Raw genomic sequence first — 17,646 nt, 5'->3', positions numbered from 1 at the left:
ATGTACGGACACGCGTCCGCACAGTGACGAAGTGCTCAAACTGCGCACGGAAACGGGGCATAGCATGGAAATGTCGGCCATCCGCCTCCTGATGCCGGCCTTCCTCGATCGACCTTCCTCGATGCTAACGGAGCCTTCCCATGACGAGCCCAACCAGACTGCAGGGCGCGCTACGCCGCGCCCGCTTCCTCCTCAGCCTTGCCGTGCTCGGCACCGCCGCCGCGCTGGCCCTGCCGGCGCACGCGTTGCAAAGTGCACCGATGGACCCGCCCGCGCGCGCCGGCGCGGCCGTTCCACTGCGCGAGGCACTGAACCTGAACCCGGCGCAGACCGCCCTCTGGCAGGCTGCGCAGTCCGCCACGCGCGAGGCGCGCGCGCATGCGCTGGAACTGCGCGCGCGCTTCCTGCGCGACGGCGGCGATCCCGATGCGATCCGAGACGGCAGCGCGCCGCTGCGTCCGCGCGTGCAGGCCATGGAACGCCTGCACGATGCCCTGGAGAAGGATCGCCGCGCGGTCAGCGAGCGCTGGCTGGCCTTGGACGAAAGCCTGGATGCGGCTCAGCGCCAGCGCTTGCGCGCGATGCCGGAGGCGGCGCATTGGCTGGGCCTGATGCCACCGTCCATGCACGGGATGCGCGGCGGCCTAGGCAGCAATGGGGAACCGGAAGGCAGGAACAGGCCCGGGCGCGACTCTCCACGCTGATCGGCCCTTTCCGATAGGATCTGCTGCGCCATCCGGGCGCAGACGCAGATACAAGCAGATAAAAGAACGCCCCCGCGCCATAGGCCGAGGGCGTCAAACAGGGAAGAACCGGGCACGCATGCCCGACCGCGCCGGACAGAAGGGTTAAGCCCGGAGCGGTACCCGCGACGCAAGGCCGCGGACAGGTTTGATGCTAGCCCCGGTGCCCGTGCCGGTCTTGTCTGCCTAGTAACCCCATGTATCCACTTTGTATCAGCGGACCGTGGCCGGGCTTCATCCGGCGGCCTTGCCGTTGCCGAGCAGGGCCTTGAGTCCGGCCAGGCGATCCTTGGGGCTCATCGCCGGCGCCTCGTCCTTGGGCGCGGGCGCCTCTTCCAGTTTCATCTCGCCGATGAAGCGGGAGGGCTGGCAGGAATAGGTGTCCCGCGCGCGCTTGCGCTTCTTGCACCAGCTGATGTGCAGGCTGCGCTGCGCGCGCGTGATGCCCACGTACATGAGCCGGCGCTCCTCCTCGACCTTCTCGTCACTCATGTCCTCGTCCTCGCGGCAGTGGGGCAGGATGCCCTCCTCCACGCCGACCAGGAACACGTGCGGGTACTCCAGGCCCTTGGATGCGTGCAGCGTCGACAGCCGCACCGCGTCGGGATCTTCCTCGCGGCCTTCGAGCATGCTCATCAGCGCTACAGTCTGCGTCAGTTCGAGCAGGTTCTTGCCCTCGCTGCCGAAGCCGTCGGCAGTGTCGTAGCCGGTGGCTTCGCCGTCGCCCACCTCACCCTCGGGCTTAGTGCCCTTGCGCTTGAGCCATTCGAGGAACTCCAGCGTGTTGGTCCATCTGGACTGGGCCTGGCGCTCGTCGAAGGTGTCGTAGAGATAGGCCTCGTAGTGGATGCCTTCCATCAGGTCGTCGAGCACCACCGTGGCGGGATCCTTGGCGGCGCGGTCGGCCAGCCGCACCATCGATTCGCAGAACACGCGCAGCGGCTCGAGCTGGCGCGGCTGCAGCTTGCCCTCGATGCCGCCCATCATGGCGGCCTCGAACAAGGACACCTTGGCCTGGCCGGCGAAGGTGCCGAGCACCTCCAGCGTGGTGTTGCCGACGCCGCGGCGGGGCGTCGTGATGGCGCGGATAAAGGCGGGATCGTCGTCCGGATTGGCGACCAGGCGCAGGTAGGCGCAGATGTCCTTGATCTCCGCCTTGTCGAAGAAGCTCTGCCCGCCCGACAGCACATAAGGAATGCGCTCGCGGCGCAAGATCTGTTCGAACAACCGTGCCTGGTGGTTGCCGCGATAGAGGATGGCGTAGTCGCGGAACTGCGCGCGGCGCTCGAACTTGTGGGCGGAGAGCCGGAACACGACGGATTCCGCCTCGTGCTCCTCGTCGTTCATCGGGTTGATGGCGACCGGATCGCCCATGCCGTGCTCGCTCCAGAGCTTCTTGTCGAACAGCTTCGGATTATTGGCGATGACGGCGTTGGCCGCTTCCAGGATGCGCACGGTGGAGCGGTAGTTCTGCTCCAGCTTGACCACCTTCAGGTCCGGGAAATCGGTCTGCAGCAGGCGCAGGTTGTCCAGTGTCGCGCCGCGCCAGCCGTAGATGGCCTGGTCGTCGTCGCCCACCGCGGTGAAGGCCGGCGCGCGCAGGTGGGAGCCGCCGGCCAGCAGCTTCAGCAGCTGGTACTGGCAGGCATTGGTGTCCTGGTACTCGTCGACGAGGAAGTAACGCAGGCGGTTCTGCCACTTTAGCCGCACGGCCTCGTCGCGCGCGAACAGCTCGGCGGGCAGCCGGATCAGGTCATCGAAATCCACCGCCTGGTAGGCATTGAGCGTGGCCACGTAGTTGCGGTAGACCAGCGCTGCCTGGTGCTCGTCGGCATCGGCGGCCTGGGCGATGGCCGCCTCGGGATCGACCATGCCGTTCTTCCACAGGGAAATCGTGCTCTGCACGCTGCGGATCAGCTTCTTGTCCGTGGTGGCGAGCTGCTCCTGCACCAGCCCGAAGCAGTCATCGGAATCCATGATCGAGAACTGCGGCTTCAGGCCGACGTGCTCGGCTTCCGCGCGCAGGATCTGCACGCCCAGCGAGTGGAAGGTACACACGGTGAGCTGCTTGAGCGGGATGCGCTTGCCCTCGCGCGTGGTCTTGCCTTCCATCAGCTTGCCGATGCGCTCCTGCATCTCCTTGGCGGCCTTGTTGGTGAAGGTGACCGCGGCGATGTGGCGGGGCTCGAAGCCCTTGTCTTCGATCAGGTGGGCGATCTTCTGCGTGATCACCCGCGTCTTGCCGGAGCCGGCGCCGGCCAGCACCAGGCAGGGGCCGTCGAGGTAGCGGACGGCTTCGGATTGGGCGGGATTGAGTCCGTGGGTCATGCGCGGGAAGGCGGCGTGGCAGTGGAGTGGGTACGGAAGGGCGCGCCGGGCGCGGCCGCAGGCAGCGGAGCGTGACGGATACGCAATGCGGGGCGCGGCCGCCGAAGCGGTCGATCCGGTCGATCGAAGCGGTCGATGTTAACACGCGGCGGCCGCGTCGCCGGCCTGCCTGCGCGCCACTTTGCCGGTCTGATCCTTGTCTGATCGATGTAACTTTGCGTAAGTGCCGGAGAATCGCGCCGCCTTCACCCTCTAATCAGTATGGCCGAGTAAGTCGTACGTGCCCGGAATGGCATGTCAGACACAAAGGGGGAAGCAGCATGCGGACGCAAAGGCATTTCCTTCAGACCGGGGGACGGGCGATGCTGGTCGGGGCTGCGCTGGTGGCGCTCGTCGGCTGCGCGGATATGACGCCGAAGCAGCGTAACACCGTCATCGGCGCCGGCGTCGGCGCCGTGGGCGGCGCAGTGCTGACCGGCGGCGATGCGCTGGGCACGGTCGGCGGCGCGGCCGTGGGCGGTGTCATCGGCAACGTGACCACCCCGAGCAACCACAGGGGCCATTAACAGGGGCAACAAGGGCAATGGATCTCCGCCCCGGCCAGGCTGCAGCGTGTCGATAAAGAGCGCGTTGACAAAGCCAGGGGCCTCCCGTAAATTTCGCGCATCCGGCCGGGAGAGCGCGCGAGAGATCGCGCCGCCGAAGGGGTATCACCCGAAAACTCTCAGGCACCATGGACTGGTCGGATCGGCGCGCAGTATGCACACGATGCACGCCGTACTCTGGAGAGCGACACCCGCCATCGTTCGCATGAATGACGGTGAGCGTGTCCACCGAAGGGGCGCACAGGGTCCGGTTCCGCCAGGAACCGCCTTGTAATCTCTCAGGTATCGAGGACAGAGGGGTCATCCGCCGCAGCGGATTCGCAGCGCAACGCGCGCGAGCCATGCGGCGGATGGCCCTTTTTTCGTTTTCGCAACCGAAGAGATCCATCCCATGACGCTCCAGGCCACGCCCCTCAATGCCATCCACCGCGCCCTCGGCGCCCGCATGGTCGACTTCGGCGGCTGGGACATGCCGGTCAACTACGGCTCCCAGATCGAGGAACACCACGCCGTGCGCAGCGACGCCGGCATGTTCGACGTCTCCCATATGTGCGTGGTCGACCTCGCCGGCGCCAATGTGCGCGCCTTCCTGCGCGGCCTGCTGGCCAATAATGTCGACAAGCTGCAGACGCCGGGCAAGGCGCTGTACTCCTGCATGCTCGACGAAAAGGGCGGCGTGATCGACGACCTGATCGTCTACTTCTTCGCCGAAGACCGTTTCCGCCTGGTGGTCAACGCCAGCACCGCGCCCACCGACATCGAATGGATCCAGGCCCGCAATGCGGCCACCGGCAGCGGTGTCACCATCACGCCGCGCCGCACCGACAACGCGCCCGCCGGCGTGCAGCCGCTGGCCATCGTTGCCGTGCAGGGCCCGAACGCGCGCGCCAAGGTGTGGAGCACCTTCCCCAGCACCCAGCCTAGCGATGCGCTCAAGCCCTTCAATGCCATCACGGTGCAGGACCCGGCCGTCGGCGAGATCATGGTGGCACGTACCGGCTACACCGGCGAGGACGGCTTCGAGCTGGTGGTGCCGGCCGAGAACGTCGCCGCGGTCTGGGAAAAGCTGGACGCGGCCGGCGTGCGCCCGGCCGGTCTGGGCGCGCGCGACACGCTGCGCCTGGAGGCCGGCATGAACCTGTACGGCCAGGACATGGATCTCCACACCTCGCCGCTGGACGCCGGCCTGGCCTGGACCGTGGACCTGCAAAGCGAACGCGACTTCACCGGCAAGGCCGCGCTGCTGGCCGCCGGCCAGAAGTCCGCCTTCGCCGGCCTGATCCTGCGTGACAAGGGCGGCGTGCTGCGTGCGCACCAGACGGTCATCACCGCCGCCGGCAACGGCGAAACCACCAGCGGCACCTTCAGCCCGACCCTGTCCCAGTCCATCGCCTTCGCCCGCCTGCCGCTGGGCACGCAGATCGGCGAGAACGTCGAAGTGGAGATCCGCGGCCGCAAGCTGGCCGCGACTGTGGTTAAACTGCCGTTTGTGCGCAATGGCAAGGCACTCGTGAGCTGACGCTCGCAACGGTCACAGCGCGTCCGCCGGCGGTCGGCACCCGCACGCCGGCGGACGCAAATAGAACAATCCGAATCTGGAGAATCCGCATGAACTTCCCCCCCGACCTCAAGTACACCGAGTCGCATGAGTGGGTGCGCGTCGAAGCCGACGGCACGCTGACCATCGGCATCACCGACCACGCGCAGGACGCGCTGGGCGACATCGTCTTCCTGGAGCTGCCCGAGGTGGGCCGCGCGGTCGGCGCCGGCGATGCGCTGGCCGTGGTCGAGTCGGTCAAGGCCGCCTCCGACATCTACGCGCCGGTGGCCGGCGAAGTGATCGCCGTCAACGAGGCCGCCAGCGCCGCGCCGGAAAGCGTCAACGCCAACGCCTTCGAGGCCTGGCTGTTCAAGCTGAAGCCGGCCAATGCGGACGACGTCAACGGCCTGATGTCGGCCGATGCCTACAAGGCCAGCGTCGGCGCCTGACGCCTAGCGGCCCGCGAGCGGGCCGCCCGAGACCGAAAGACCGCGCGGCGGCCGGCCGACCACCGGCGCCGCGCCCACGAGATTCCTGCCATGAACGCCCCGCTGCCCATGAACGCCGCCAATACCACACGGCCCACGCTGGCCGAACTGGAGGCGCGCGACGCCTTCGCCGGCCGCCATATCGGCCCAGACGCCGCCGAACAGCAACACATGCTGAAGGTGCTCGGCTACGACAGCCGCGCCGCGCTGATCGACGCCGTGATCCCCGCCGCCATTCGCCGCCGCGACGGCCTGCCGCTGGGCGAATTCACCGAGCCGCTGAGCGAGGAAGCGGCGCTGGCCAAGCTGCGCGCCATCGCCGGCAAGAACAGGGTGTGCAAGAGCTTCATCGGCCAGGGCTACTACGGCACGCACACCCCTGGCGTGGTGCTGCGCAACATCTTCGAAAACCCGGCCTGGTACACCGCCTACACACCCTACCAGCCCGAGATCTCGCAAGGCCGCCTGGAAGCGATTCTCAACTTCCAGCAGATGATCACCGACCTGACCGGCCTGGACATCGCCAATGCCTCGATGCTCGATGAAGGCACCGCGGCCGCCGAGGCGATGACGCTGCTGCAGCGCGTCAACAAGCACGCCTCCAACACCTTCTACGTGGCCGACGACGTGCTGCCGCAGACGCTGGAAGTGGTACGCACGCGTGCCAAGCCGCTCGGCATCGAAGTCAAGGTCGGTCCCGCCGCCGACGCCGCCGGCGCCCATGCCTTCGGCGTGCTGCTGCAATATCCCGGCGTCAACGGTGACGTCAACGACTACCGCGCCATCGCGGATGCCGTGCATGCCGCCGGTGGCCTGGTGGTGGCCGCCGCCGACCTGCTGGCCCTGACGCTGCTGGCCGCGCCCGGCGAATGGGGTGCCGACGTGGCCGTGGGCAACTCGCAGCGCTTCGGCGTGCCGCTCGGTTTCGGCGGGCCGCATGCAGGCTATATGGCCGTCAAGGACGCCTTCAAGCGCTCGATGCCGGGCCGCCTCGTCGGCGTTACCATCGACGCCCAGGGCAACAAGGCCTACCGCCTCGCGCTGCAGACGCGCGAGCAGCACATCCGCCGCGAGAAGGCGACCTCCAATATCTGTACCGCACAGGTGCTGCTGGCCGTGATGGCGTCGATGTACGCGGTCTACCACGGTCCCGCCGGCCTGAAGCGCATCGCGCAGCGCGTGCACCGCCTCACGGCAACCTTGGCCGCCGGCCTGCAGTCCCTGGGCTTCGCGCGCACCAACGCGACCTTCTTCGACACCCTGACGTTCGAGACCGGCTTCAACACCGAAGCGATCCACGCCGCCGCCACCTCGCGCGGCCTCAACCTGCGCCACGTGAGCCCGACCCGCGTCGGCGTCTCGCTGGACGAGACCGCCACGCGCGACGACGTGGTCGCGCTGTGGGAAGTCTTCTCGCACGGCAAGCCGCTGCCCGCCTCGCTCGCCTTCGACGCCATCGAAGCCGCCGTGCAGGACGCGTATCCGGCCGAGCTGGCGCGCCAGAGCGCCTACCTGACGCATCCGGTGTTCAACACGCACCATGCCGAGCATGAGATGCTGCGCTACCTGCGCATGCTGGCCGACAAGGACCTCGCGCTCGACCGCACCATGATCCCCCTGGGCTCGTGCACGATGAAGCTGAATGCCACCAGCGAGATGATCCCGGTGACCTGGCCCGAGTTCAGCCAGATCCACCCGTTCGCGCCGCTGGACCAGAGCGTTGGCTACCGCGAGATGATCGACCAGCTCGAGGCGATGCTGTGCGCCGCCACCGGCTACGCGGCGGTCAGCCTGCAGCCGAACGCCGGCTCGCAGGGCGAGTACGCCGGCCTGCAGATCATCCATGCCTACCACGCGAGCCGCGGCGAGAGCCATCGCGACATCTGCCTGATCCCGTCGTCGGCGCACGGCACCAACCCGGCGTCCGCGCAGATGGCCGGCATGAAGGTGGTGGTGGTGGCCTGCGACGAGAACGGCAACGTCGATCTGGAAGACCTGGCCAAGAAGGCCGAGCAGCACAGCCAGAACCTGGCGGCCGTCATGATCACCTACCCGTCGACGCACGGCGTGTTCGAGCAGGGCGTGCAGCAGATCTGCGAGATCGTGCACAAGCACGGCGGCCAGGTCTACGTGGATGGCGCCAATATGAACGCGATGGTCGGCACCGCGGCGCCGGGCCAGTTCGGCGGCGACGTCTCGCACCTGAACCTGCACAAGACCTTCTGCATCCCGCACGGCGGCGGCGGCCCGGGCGTGGGCCCGGTCGCGGTCGGCGCGCACCTGGCGGACTTCCTGCCCAACCAGGACAGCGTGGGCTACCGGCGCGACGACAGGGGCATCGGCGGCATCTCCTCGGCACCCTTCGGCTCGGCCAGCATCCTGCCGATCTCGTGGATGTACATCGCCATGATGGGCTCGGCCGGCCTCACCGCCGCCACCGAGAACGCCATCCTCGCCGCCAACTACGTGGCCAAGCGCCTGGCGCCGTACTATCCCGTGCTGTACACGGGCCAGCACGGCCTGGTCGCGCACGAGTGCATCCTGGACCTGCGCCCGCTGCAGAAGTCCACCGGCATCAGCAACGAGGATGTGGCCAAGCGCCTGATGGACTATGGCTTCCACGCACCGACCATGAGCTTCCCGGTGCCGGGCACGCTGATGATCGAGCCGACCGAGAGCGAGGCCCTGCACGAGCTGGACCGCTTCATCGACGCGATGATCGCCATCCGCAAGGAGATCGGCCGCGTCGAGGACGGCAGCTTCGACCGCGAGGACAATCCGCTCAAGCACGCGCCGCACACCGCCGCCGTCGTCACCGCCAACGAGTGGACCCACCAGTACACGCGCGAAGAAGCGGCCTATCCGGTGGCCTCGCTGCGCACGCAGAAGTACTGGCCGCCGGTCGGACGCGCCGACAACGTGTACGGCGACCGCAACCTGTTCTGCAGCTGCGTGCCGGTCAGCGAGTACGCGCAGGACTGAGCGCGCGCGTGAGCGAGCAAGGCGCCGGGTGCCGCCCGGCGCCGGCCGCGCCACATGGCACAATGCTGTAAAGCAGGAGTCGCAATGTGGAACCTGAGTGCCCCCTGGTGGGAATTCGTGCTGCGCGGCCTGATCGTCTACGGCGGCGTGCTGGTGCTGCTGCGCATCACCGGCAAGCGCCAGATCGGACAGCTCACGCCGTTCGACCTGGTGCTGCTGCTGGTGCTGTCCAATGCCGTGCAGAACGCCATGAACGCGGGCGACAACTCGGTCACCGCAGGCCTGATCCTGGCCGTCACGCTGGTCGCCGCCAACCTTCTGCTGGCCACGCTGACCGCGCGCAGCCGGCGCTTCGAGCGCCTGACCGAAGGCCGGCCCGAGGTGCTGGTGCACGACGGCCGGGTCTACACTGAATTAATGAGGCGCGAGCGGATCACCCGCGACGACCTGCACAAAGCATTGCGCCGCGCCGGCTGCGAGCGCATCGGCGATGTGCATTTCGCCATCCTCGAAACCGACGGCAGCATCAGCGTGCTGGTGCACAAGGAAGCACCCGTGACACCGCACGATGCCGCCGGCTCGCTGTGGCGTGACAAGGAAACGGAGGACGAGACGGTCTGAGGCCGGCTCGGCACCCGCAAAGCCATCGATAAGGAGACCATCGTGGCTGTCAGTGTTTTCGATCTGTTCAAGATCGGCATCGGCCCGTCGAGTTCGCATACGGTGGGCCCCATGCGCGCGGCGAACCTGTTCGCGCACGGGCTGGAGCGCGACGGCCTGCTGTCGCGCGTGGCGAGCGTGAGAGTCGAGCTGTACGGCTCGCTCGGCGCCACCGGCAAGGGCCACGGCACCGACCGTGGCGTGATCCTCGGCCTGATGGGCGAAAGCCCGGACACGGTCGACCCCGACGGCATCGCGGCGCAGCTCGCCGCGCTGCGCGCCTGCGGCAGGCTGGCCTTGCTGGGCAAGCACGAAGTGCCCTTCGTCGAAAAGGAGCACATCGTCTTCTACCGGCGCGAGGCCATGGCCGAACACCCCAATGGCATGAAGTTCCACGCCTTCGACGAGGCCGGCGTGGCACTGCGCGAAGCGCGCTACCTGTCGGTAGGCGGCGGCTTTGTAGTCACCGCCGGCGCGCCGAACACGCAGCTGCGCGAGGCCGAGCGGCAACTGCCCCATCCTTTCCGCAGCGGCCGCACCATGCTGGAGATGGCCGCGGCTACCGGCAAGTCCATCGCGCAGCTGATGCTGGAGAATGAACTGACCTGGCGCAGCGAGGCCGAGATACGTTCTGGCCTCCTGCACATCTGGGAGGTGATGCAGGGCTGCGTGGTGCGCGGCTGCCGCACCGAAGGCGAGCTGCCGGGCCCCTTCCATGTCAGGCGGCGCGCCCCCGAGCTGTACCGCAACCTGACCGAGCGCGCCGAACGCGCCTTGTCCGATCCCCTCTCCGCGCTCGACTGGGTCAACCTCTATGCGATCGCCGTCAACGAAGAGAATGCCGCCGGCGGCCGGGTCGTCACCGCACCGACCAACGGCGCGGCCGGCATCATCCCCGCCGTGCTGCACTACTACGACCGCTTCGTGCCCGGCGCCAGCGCGCAGGGCGTGGTGGACTTCCTGCTGACCGCCGGCGCCATCGGCCTGCTCTACAAGCTCAACGCCTCGATCTCCGGCGCCGAGGTAGGCTGCCAGGGCGAGGTCGGCGTGGCCTGCTCGATGGCCGCAGGCGCGCTGGCGGCCGTGCTGGGCGGCACGCCGGCGCAGGTCGAGAATGCCGCCGAGATCGGCATGGAGCACAACCTGGGCTTGACCTGCGACCCCGTCGGCGGCCTGGTGCAGATCCCCTGCATCGAACGCAACGCGATGGCCGCGGTCAAGGCGGTGAACGCGGCGCGCATGGCCATGCGCGGTGACGGCATGCACTATGTGTCGCTCGACTCGGTGATCAAGACCATGCGCGAGACCGGCGCCGACATGAAGACCAAGTACAAGGAAACCGCGCGCGGCGGGCTGGCCGTCAATATCGTCGAGTGCTGAATCCGGTCCGGCAGGCCGCGCCGCTTTTTGCTAGGCTGGCGTCCTGTCCGTCGTCGCCGCGCCGCGGCGGGCAGGGGCAGCACGCGAGCGGCGCGGCCTCCGATGCAGTTCCGACCAGGACTCCCATGATCAAAGTCAGCATCCTCTATCCCTACCAGGAAGGCGGCAAGTTCGATTTCGACTACTACCTCTCGCGCCATATGGCACGCGCGGACGAGCTGTTCCGTGCGCAGGCGGGCTACCGCGGCTACGGCGTGGAGCGCGGTCTGGGCGGTGCAGCACCGGGTACGCCGCCGGCCTTCGTGGCGATGGGCCACTTCCTCTTCGATACCACCGAGGCCTTCGCCGCCGCCTTCGGCCCGAATGCGGCCGAACTGCAGCGCGACATCCCCAACTACACCGACGCCAAGCCGGTGATCCAGCTCAGCGAGGTGCTGCTGCCGCGCTGAACGGCGGGGGCCGCAGCCTGTACGCGGGCACGGTCCATCCGCTGCGGCGGTGCCGCCCCTGCTGACAGCACGCTGTCAGCAGGCCTGGCCCAGCATCGGGTCTTCTCACCCTGGGGAGCAAGCGACGATGGACCGGGAAGCCTTCTTCTGGCAGATACAGGACGGCCGGCTGCCGCAGCCGCCCGCGGCGCACACGCTGGGCATGGAGATCCGCGGCGTATCGGCCGACGGCAGCCGCATCGAGATCGACTTCGCAGGCCGGCCGGCCTTCTGCAATCCGGCCGGGCACATCCAGGGCGGCTTCCTCGCCGCCATGCTGGACGACACCATGGGCCCCGTGCTGGCTGCCACGCTGGCGCGCGGCGAGTTCGCTCCGACCGTCAATCTCAATGTCTCGTTCGCGCGCCCGGCCGTGCCCGGCCGCATCCACGCCATGGGCCGAGTGGTGCGGCGCGGCGGCCAGATCTGCCTGCTTGCCGCCGAGCTCTACCAGGGCGGCGAGCTGCTTGCCACGGCGACGGCGTCGGCCGTGATCCGGCGCATGCCCGCGCCGGCGGCAGGCTCCGCTTAGCCGGCGGCGCCGCCTGCGCGCGCCGCCGCGCGGCGGCTCACGTGGCCCAGCGGTCGCAGCTCTGGCGCACCGTTTCGCGCAGGCTGCGCGAGTCCGCGTGCACCTGGCGCAGCCATCGCTCGTCGCCGTTGCGGCTGAGCGCCAGTGCACGGATATTGGCCAGTGCCTCGAGCGAGCCCAGCGCTTCGGCGTGGGGCACCAGCGCGTCGCAGATCGACAGGATGTGGTCGGCGATCGGCATCCGCGTCAGTTCGTTGGGATGCACGTACTCGCCCTCCAGGCCGAAACGGCAGGCCTGGAAGCGGTTGAAGGTATAGACCAGGTAGTCGTCTTCCTGTGGCATGAAGGGGCGCGCCAGCAGCAGGTAGCGCGCCAGGGCCTGGATATAGGCGGCGATGTCGCAGGCGTGCCGAACCGTGAGCGGGGTATCCATCACGCGGACTTCGATGGTGCCGAATTCCGGCTTGGGACGGATGTCCCAGTAGAAGTCCTTCATGCTCTCGATCACGCCGGTGGCGTGCATCTTGTTGAAGTAGGCGGTGAAGGCCTCCCAGGTCAGCACGAAGGGCGCGCGCCCGCTCATCGGGAACGCGGAGACCGAGTTCAGCCGTGCCGAGGCGAAGCCGGTGTCCACGCCCTGCACATAGGGCGAGGCCGCCGCCAGCGCGATGAAGTGCGGCACGTAGCGGCCGATCGCGTGGAGCAGGTACAGCGATTCGTCGGCGCTGGGGCAGCCGATGTGCACGTGCTGGCCGAACACCGTGAACTGCTTGGCCAGGTAGCCGTAGAGCTCGGAGATGTAGCGGTAGCGCGGCGAATCCGAGATGGTGCGATCCGACCACTGCTGGAACGGATGGGTGCCGCCGCCGCCGATGCCCAGGTTGAGCGCGTGCGAAGCCTCGACCATCAGGTCGCGCATGGTGCCGAGCTCGTCCAGCGCCTGTGCATAACTATGGCAGATGCCGGTGCTGATCTCGATCATCGACGGGCTGATCTCGGGCTTGATGTCGCCCTCGTGCCGGGCTCCCTTGAGCGCGCGCAGCAGATCGGGCGCGAACGGGGCCAGGTCGTAGTCGTGCCGGTTGACGAGTTGCAGCTCCAGCTCGATGCCGAAGGTCAACGCCTCGGAGTGCTTGAACGATTCGAGAGACATCAGCGCCCTCCTCCACTGACATTGCCGCCGCGCAACTCACCGGCGATGCGCAGCCCCCAGGCCGCCAGGACGGGTGCCAGCAACTGTTCGATGGCCAGCGTGCACAGGATGATGGCGGCCAGCGGCTCGCCGGTGGTGGGATACAGTCGTCCCACGTCGCTCATCAGCAGGTAGGCCAGGCCGGACATCGGCGCCAGCGCCAGACCGAGCGCCATGCATTGCTTCAGGCTCAACCCGGAGAAGGAGCCCAGCGAGACCACGCCGGCCAGCTTGGCGGCATGGCGCAGGATCACCAGCACCACGGCGGCCGCGCCGCCCACCACCCAGTCATGGGCGGTCAGCGGCAGGCCGAGCGAGACGATCATCACGATGATCAGCAAGCTGCCGGCGCTGCCGAAATGCGCCGGCCACACATGGGGCTGACGGTCCTGGTGCTTGAACACCACGCCGGCCAGCATCAGCGTCAGCGGCATGGACAATTTTAGTACCCGTGTCAGCGCCAGCGCGAACAATACGAGGCCGACCAGCACCAGGAAGCTGTAGTGATCGTCAGTAGACATGCGGGCGTAGATGGCATGGCCGGCCTTGCCGATGCCCCAGGCCAGCGCGCAGGAGCCGATGAACAGGTAGAGCGGGTGCAGCAACGCCGCGCCCAGATTGCCGTACTCGGAATGCAGCCAGCCGGTGGCCAGCTGCACGATGATGGCCGCGTAGATGCTGTTGAGCGCCGCCATCGCCAGCAGGCGCTCGGTCACCTGGCCCTCGGCGCGCAGTTCGTTCTTCAGCTGCAGGACGATGGTGGGCGAAGTGCTGACGGCGATGCCGCCGGCCAGGATGGCCACCGCAGGTGCCACGCCCATCCACTGCAGCACGGCCGAGACCAGGCCCCAGGTGAGCAGGCTCTCGAAGGCGCTGGTGAAAAGCAGCCAGCGATTGGCGCGCAGCCAGGAAATCGACAGCCGGTGGCCCAGTTCGAACAGCGCCAGCGCCAGCGCCATGTCGATCAGCACGCGCGTCTGCTCGATCATCTCTTCATCGATGATGGCATGCCCAAGCGTGCCGGCCGCCAGGCCGGCGGCGGCATAGCCGACGATGCGCGGCAGGCGCAGGTAGGCCCGGCTCAGCTCGCCAGCCAGCCCCGCGCCGACCAGCGCCAGCCCGACCCAGAACAGCCCGCCGGGTACCAGCGGCAGGCTAGGAAACAGTTGGCTCAGTCCATTCATGGCAGCCATGGTACTGGAAGCCCATGACAATTCTAGTCGGCGTTTGTCCGACATTGCGCCCATCGCTACGAGATTATCTTCGATCTCCAGCGAAACCACTGTCTTCTACATGGATCGGGTCGGGTAGCCGCCTATGTGCGGCAGGTCACACACCCCATAGCTTCCACTTGGGACGGGTCGCGCGCAGGGCCGACTCCACCTTCGCGTACAGGCCACGGCTGCGCCCCTGGGCCGCGCCGCGGGCCCTTGCCTTGTCGAAGTAGGCCAGCGCAGTCTCGCGCCGGTCCAGCCCCAGCGCGGCCTGCACCGCGTTCAGGCAGGCTTCGGCATCCCAGTCGTCTCGCACGGCGAAGGCCATGTCGAAATCGGTGAGCGCCTCGGCATGGCGCCCTTGGGCATTCAGGATGAGCGCGCGCTGCACCCGCGGGCCGGCCTGGTCACGCGGGTCGTTTCCGGCCAGCGCGATGGCCTGCTCGAACAGCGGGAAAGCACGCTCGCGCTCGCCCATGTCGCGCCAGACCAGGCCGAAGCGATTGAACAGCCAGGCGTCCTCGACCAGCAGGGCGCGCCGCTGCAGTGCCTCGATCTCGGTGCACAGGTCGGCCCGGTCATGCTCGTGCGCGCCATCGGCACCGGCCTGCAGCAGCGCGGCCAGGTGTGCGCGCGCATGCGCCATGGCATGGGCCGCCTCGCTGCGGGCCTCCACCGGCAGGCCGTCGAGGCGCGCGTCCATATGGGCCAATGCGAGGCGGGCCGATTCAGTGGCCTCGGCCCCGCCGATGGCCTGCCACGCCGCCATCAGCCTGCTGAAGATCCAGCCGACGCTGGCGGGGTCGCGCTCAAGAGGATAGCGGTTGAGCAGCTCGCCGGCGACTTCCACCGCCTTGTGGTGGTCGCCCGCCTCGGCGTGGCAGTCGAGCAGGTCGATCCACTGCGCAATGAACTCGCTGGCGGCGATGCCCTTGCGATGCAGCTCGATGCGCTCGGCCAGATGCGCGGCGCCGGCCGGCAGGCTGCGCGCCAGCAGCCGGCACAGCAGTGCGTACAAGTGCGGGTCGGCGTCGCCGCCGTGGCCCTCGGCACTGCCCTCGCCGGTCTCGAAATAGCGCTCGAAGCGTTGCTGGCCCAGGCGCAGCGCCTGCACCAACTGGGGCCGCAGCGCCGCTTCGGACGAGGGCACGGTGCCGATGAAGTCGGCCAGGGCCTCGGCCGCGCGATAGTAGCCGGCGGCATCCTGGGCATTCGCATCGAAGGCGAAGCGTTGCCAGACCTCGCCGACCGCGGCGCCATTGCCCGTCGCCGCCGCGGCCTGGTGGCGCCAGTTCAGCGCGCGTACCTGCGCCTGCGGGTCGGGCTGCTGGCGCAGATAGGTGTCCAGGTCATCCAGTGCGCCAGCCAGGTCGCCGACGCCATGGCGCAGCGGCGCCCGCAGGCGCCTGGCCTGCGGATGGTCGGGGTGCGCGCCGAGCACCTGGCTGGCCTGATCCAGCGCCACCGCGTCGCCTTGCGCGGCATCCATGCCGAGCAGATCGGGGTTGTCCAGCGCGATACGGCCCAGGCAAATCCGCAGCATCGGCTCCGCGCGCTCGCCGGCGGCGTTGATGTGGGCCACGCAAAGCGGCAGGATCTCGTCGGCGCCGAGGTCAGGCGCGCGATACAGCAGCGCGTGCCAGCACTGGCCGGCGGCGGCGAACTCGCCCAGGCGGAAATGGGCCAGGCCCGCGTGCAGCAGCGCCGTCCAGTCGCCCGAACTCAGGCCATTGCGCTGCGCCGCCTCGCGCAGCCAGGGCAAGGCTTCCTGGCAACGGCCCTCGCTCATCAGCAGCATGCCGTAGCGCTGCGCCAGCAGGCCGCGCGATGCCCAGCGGTGCGCCGGCTGCAGGGACAGCCCGGGCAGCCCGGCCAGCGCTTCGTCGAGAATGGCGTAGGCGCGGGCCGCATCGCCGCGGTCGAAGGTCAGCCGCGCCTGCAGCAACACGTAGTCCACCACTTCGGGATGCGCACGCGCGAGCTGGTCGGCGATCTGCAGCGCCTCGTCATAGCGCTCCGCGTTGGCCAGTTCGACGGCATGCGCGTAGCTCACTTCCTGCACGGACACGACAACTCCTTCTGCTCAATCATTGTGCGAGTGCGGAATTATGCGCCAATGGCGGGCAGGACATCGCGGGCAATAGCAGCGAAAAAAAACGCCACCCCTTGGCGGAGTGGCGTTTCGTGCTCTCCTGAGCGACTATTGCTTACTTGCCGCCCATCGTCTGCAGCACCGTCCACTTGCCATCGACGACCTTGTAGACGGTGATGCCGCCATCCTTCAAGTCGCCACGCGCATCGTAGCCCAGGTTCTTGGTGGTCACGCCCTGCATATTGGTGGCGGCCAGCACCGGCAGGTAGCGCGTCGGGTCGGCGGAGCCTGCCTTGATCATGGCCGACATCATGGCGGTGGCACCATCATAGGCATACGGCGAGTAGGTCTGCACCTTGGAGCCGAAGCGCTTCTCGTACTTCTGCTCGTAGGCCTTGCCGCCCGGCATGTCGTCCAGCGGCAGGCCGGCCAGCGACACCACGGTGCCTTCGGCGGCGGAACCCGCCAGCTTGAGGAAGTTGTCGGTCTTCGACATCTCGCCCGACACCAGCGGCGACTTGATGCCCAGCTCCTTCATCTGCTTGGCCATCGGTGCGGACTGGGTCTCGGCGCCACCGTAGAAGATCACGTCCGGGTTGCTGCGCTTGATGTTGGTCAGCACGGCCTTGAAGTCCACCGCCTTGTCGTTGGTGTACTCGCGGCGCACGATCTTGCCGCCGGCGCTCTTGGCGGCCTTCTCGAACTCGTCGGCCAGGCCCTGGCCGTAGGCGGTGCGGTCGTCGACGATGGCGATGTTCTTGGCGCCCAGCTTCTTGACCACGAAGGCGCCGATCACCGAACCCTGCTGGGTGTCGGAGGTCATCATGCGGAACGTGGTCTTGAAGCCCTGGCGGGTGTACTCGGGCGCCGTCGCCATGGCGATCTGCGGGATGCCGGCGCGGTTATAGACCATGGAGGCCGGGATCGTGGTGCCCGAGTTGAAATGGCCGAGCATGCCCTGGATGCCGGAATCGACCAGCTTCTGCGCCACCACCGAACCGGTCTTCGGATCGGCCTGGTCGTCCTCGGAGAGCAGCACGAACTTGACCGGCTTGCCGCCGATCTTCGGCTTGGTGGCATTCATGTCCTCGATGGCAAGCACCACGCCGTTCTGCATGTCCTTGCCATACTGCGCCTGGCCGCCGGTCATCGGCGCGGCGAAGCCCAGCTTGACCTCCTGCACCTGGGCAAACGCCGTGGTGGAAGCCAGGCCAGCCGTGGCCAGGGCGACGGCCAGCGCCGTCTTGTGCAATGTCGAGTTCATCAGTTCTCCTTGGTCCCTTTGGGTCCCGATTGGTGCCGATAACGGCAGTATGCGCGGAACGCCTTTGCGGCGCCTCGCTTTTTTGCGCAGGCAGGCAGGATCGCCACCTGCCCGCGCGGTCCGATGCCCGACGACGCC

The 17,646-nt window shown here is 68.1% G+C and carries 14 protein-coding genes and 2 riboswitches; of the genes, 9 read left to right on the top strand and 5 right to left on the bottom strand.

The features are described from left to right. The first annotated feature begins 140 nt into the window (after window positions 1-140). Window positions 141-704: a hypothetical protein gene (locus AC1Z3O_RS19460; protein ID WP_483517335.1), complete on the top strand. Its 564-nt coding sequence runs from the start codon at window positions 141-143 to the stop codon at window positions 702-704. A gap of 273 nt (window positions 705-977) precedes the next feature. Here AC1Z3O_RS19460 and AC1Z3O_RS19455 read toward each other — a convergent pair whose 3' ends face one another. Further along, window positions 978-3,071, bottom strand: a complete 2,094-nt coding sequence (locus AC1Z3O_RS19455; protein WP_483517334.1) for a UvrD-helicase domain-containing protein — start codon at window positions 3,069-3,071, stop codon at window positions 978-980. Between the two features lie 362 nt (window positions 3,072-3,433). On the opposite strand from AC1Z3O_RS19455, the gene AC1Z3O_RS19450 reads away from it, so the two are divergent. From AC1Z3O_RS19450 to AC1Z3O_RS19415, 8 genes are all read left to right on the top strand, one after another. Then, window positions 3,434-3,637, top strand: coding sequence for a glycine zipper 2TM domain-containing protein (locus AC1Z3O_RS19450; RefSeq protein ID WP_483517664.1), 204 nt, complete (start codon window positions 3,434-3,436; stop codon window positions 3,635-3,637). Between the two features lie 96 nt (window positions 3,638-3,733). After that, a riboswitch (glycine riboswitch) is annotated at window positions 3,734-3,822 on the top strand. Window positions 3,823-3,843: 21 nt separating this feature from the next. After that, a riboswitch (glycine riboswitch) is annotated at window positions 3,844-3,981 on the top strand. Window positions 3,982-4,067: 86 nt separating this feature from the next. Next, window positions 4,068-5,195 carry a glycine cleavage system aminomethyltransferase GcvT gene (gene gcvT, locus AC1Z3O_RS19445; RefSeq protein ID WP_483517333.1) on the top strand — a complete coding sequence of 376 codons (1,128 nt, stop codon included), beginning with the start codon at window positions 4,068-4,070 and terminating at the stop codon, window positions 5,193-5,195. A gap of 89 nt (window positions 5,196-5,284) precedes the next feature. After that, on the top strand, window positions 5,285-5,665 hold the full coding sequence (gene gcvH, locus AC1Z3O_RS19440) for a glycine cleavage system protein GcvH (protein ID WP_483517332.1): 381 nt from the start codon (window positions 5,285-5,287) through the stop codon (window positions 5,663-5,665). A 90-nt stretch (window positions 5,666-5,755) separates the two neighbouring features. Further along, the gene (gcvP, locus tag AC1Z3O_RS19435; RefSeq protein WP_483517331.1) at window positions 5,756-8,686 is read left to right on the top strand and encodes an aminomethyl-transferring glycine dehydrogenase; all 2,931 of its coding nucleotides are present in this window, start codon (window positions 5,756-5,758) and stop codon (window positions 8,684-8,686) included. Between the two features lie 84 nt (window positions 8,687-8,770). Beyond that, window positions 8,771-9,307 (top strand): DUF421 domain-containing protein, encoded by a 537-nt coding sequence (locus tag AC1Z3O_RS19430; protein ID WP_483517330.1) that lies wholly within the window; start codon window positions 8,771-8,773, stop codon window positions 9,305-9,307. A 42-nt stretch (window positions 9,308-9,349) separates the two neighbouring features. Then, on the top strand, window positions 9,350-10,726 hold the full coding sequence (locus AC1Z3O_RS19425; protein ID WP_483517329.1) for an L-serine ammonia-lyase: 1,377 nt from the start codon (window positions 9,350-9,352) through the stop codon (window positions 10,724-10,726). Window positions 10,727-10,851: 125 nt separating this feature from the next. Continuing rightward, the gene (locus AC1Z3O_RS19420) at window positions 10,852-11,175 is read left to right on the top strand and encodes an EthD family reductase (protein ID WP_483517328.1); all 324 of its coding nucleotides are present in this window, start codon (window positions 10,852-10,854) and stop codon (window positions 11,173-11,175) included. 127 nt (window positions 11,176-11,302) lie between these two features. Then, window positions 11,303-11,746 (top strand): PaaI family thioesterase, encoded by a 444-nt coding sequence (locus AC1Z3O_RS19415; RefSeq protein WP_483517327.1) that lies wholly within the window; start codon window positions 11,303-11,305, stop codon window positions 11,744-11,746. 37 nt (window positions 11,747-11,783) lie between these two features. Here the strand turns inward: AC1Z3O_RS19415 and AC1Z3O_RS19410 are convergent, their stop codons facing one another. From AC1Z3O_RS19410 to AC1Z3O_RS19395, 4 genes are all read right to left on the bottom strand, one after another. Further along, the gene (locus AC1Z3O_RS19410) at window positions 11,784-12,899 is read right to left on the bottom strand and encodes a YbdK family carboxylate-amine ligase (protein WP_483517326.1); all 1,116 of its coding nucleotides are present in this window, start codon (window positions 12,897-12,899) and stop codon (window positions 11,784-11,786) included. Next, on the bottom strand, window positions 12,899-14,122 hold the full coding sequence (locus AC1Z3O_RS19405) for a cation:proton antiporter (RefSeq protein WP_483517325.1): 1,224 nt from the start codon (window positions 14,120-14,122) through the stop codon (window positions 12,899-12,901). The genes AC1Z3O_RS19410 and AC1Z3O_RS19405 overlap by 1 nt, the downstream gene beginning before the upstream one ends. Before the next feature lie 145 nt (window positions 14,123-14,267). Beyond that, window positions 14,268-16,220, bottom strand: a complete 1,953-nt coding sequence (locus AC1Z3O_RS19400; protein ID WP_483517324.1) for a hypothetical protein — start codon at window positions 16,218-16,220, stop codon at window positions 14,268-14,270. 139 nt (window positions 16,221-16,359) lie between these two features. After that, on the bottom strand, window positions 16,360-17,508 hold the full coding sequence (locus AC1Z3O_RS19395) for a branched-chain amino acid ABC transporter substrate-binding protein (RefSeq protein WP_483517323.1): 1,149 nt from the start codon (window positions 17,506-17,508) through the stop codon (window positions 16,360-16,362). Window positions 17,509-17,646 lie beyond the last annotated feature (138 nt).

Source organism: Cupriavidus sp. 09_S30 (genome assembly GCF_056930435.1).
Note: the sequence above shows the minus strand (reverse complement) of the source record. Positions and strands in the feature narration are given on the sequence as shown.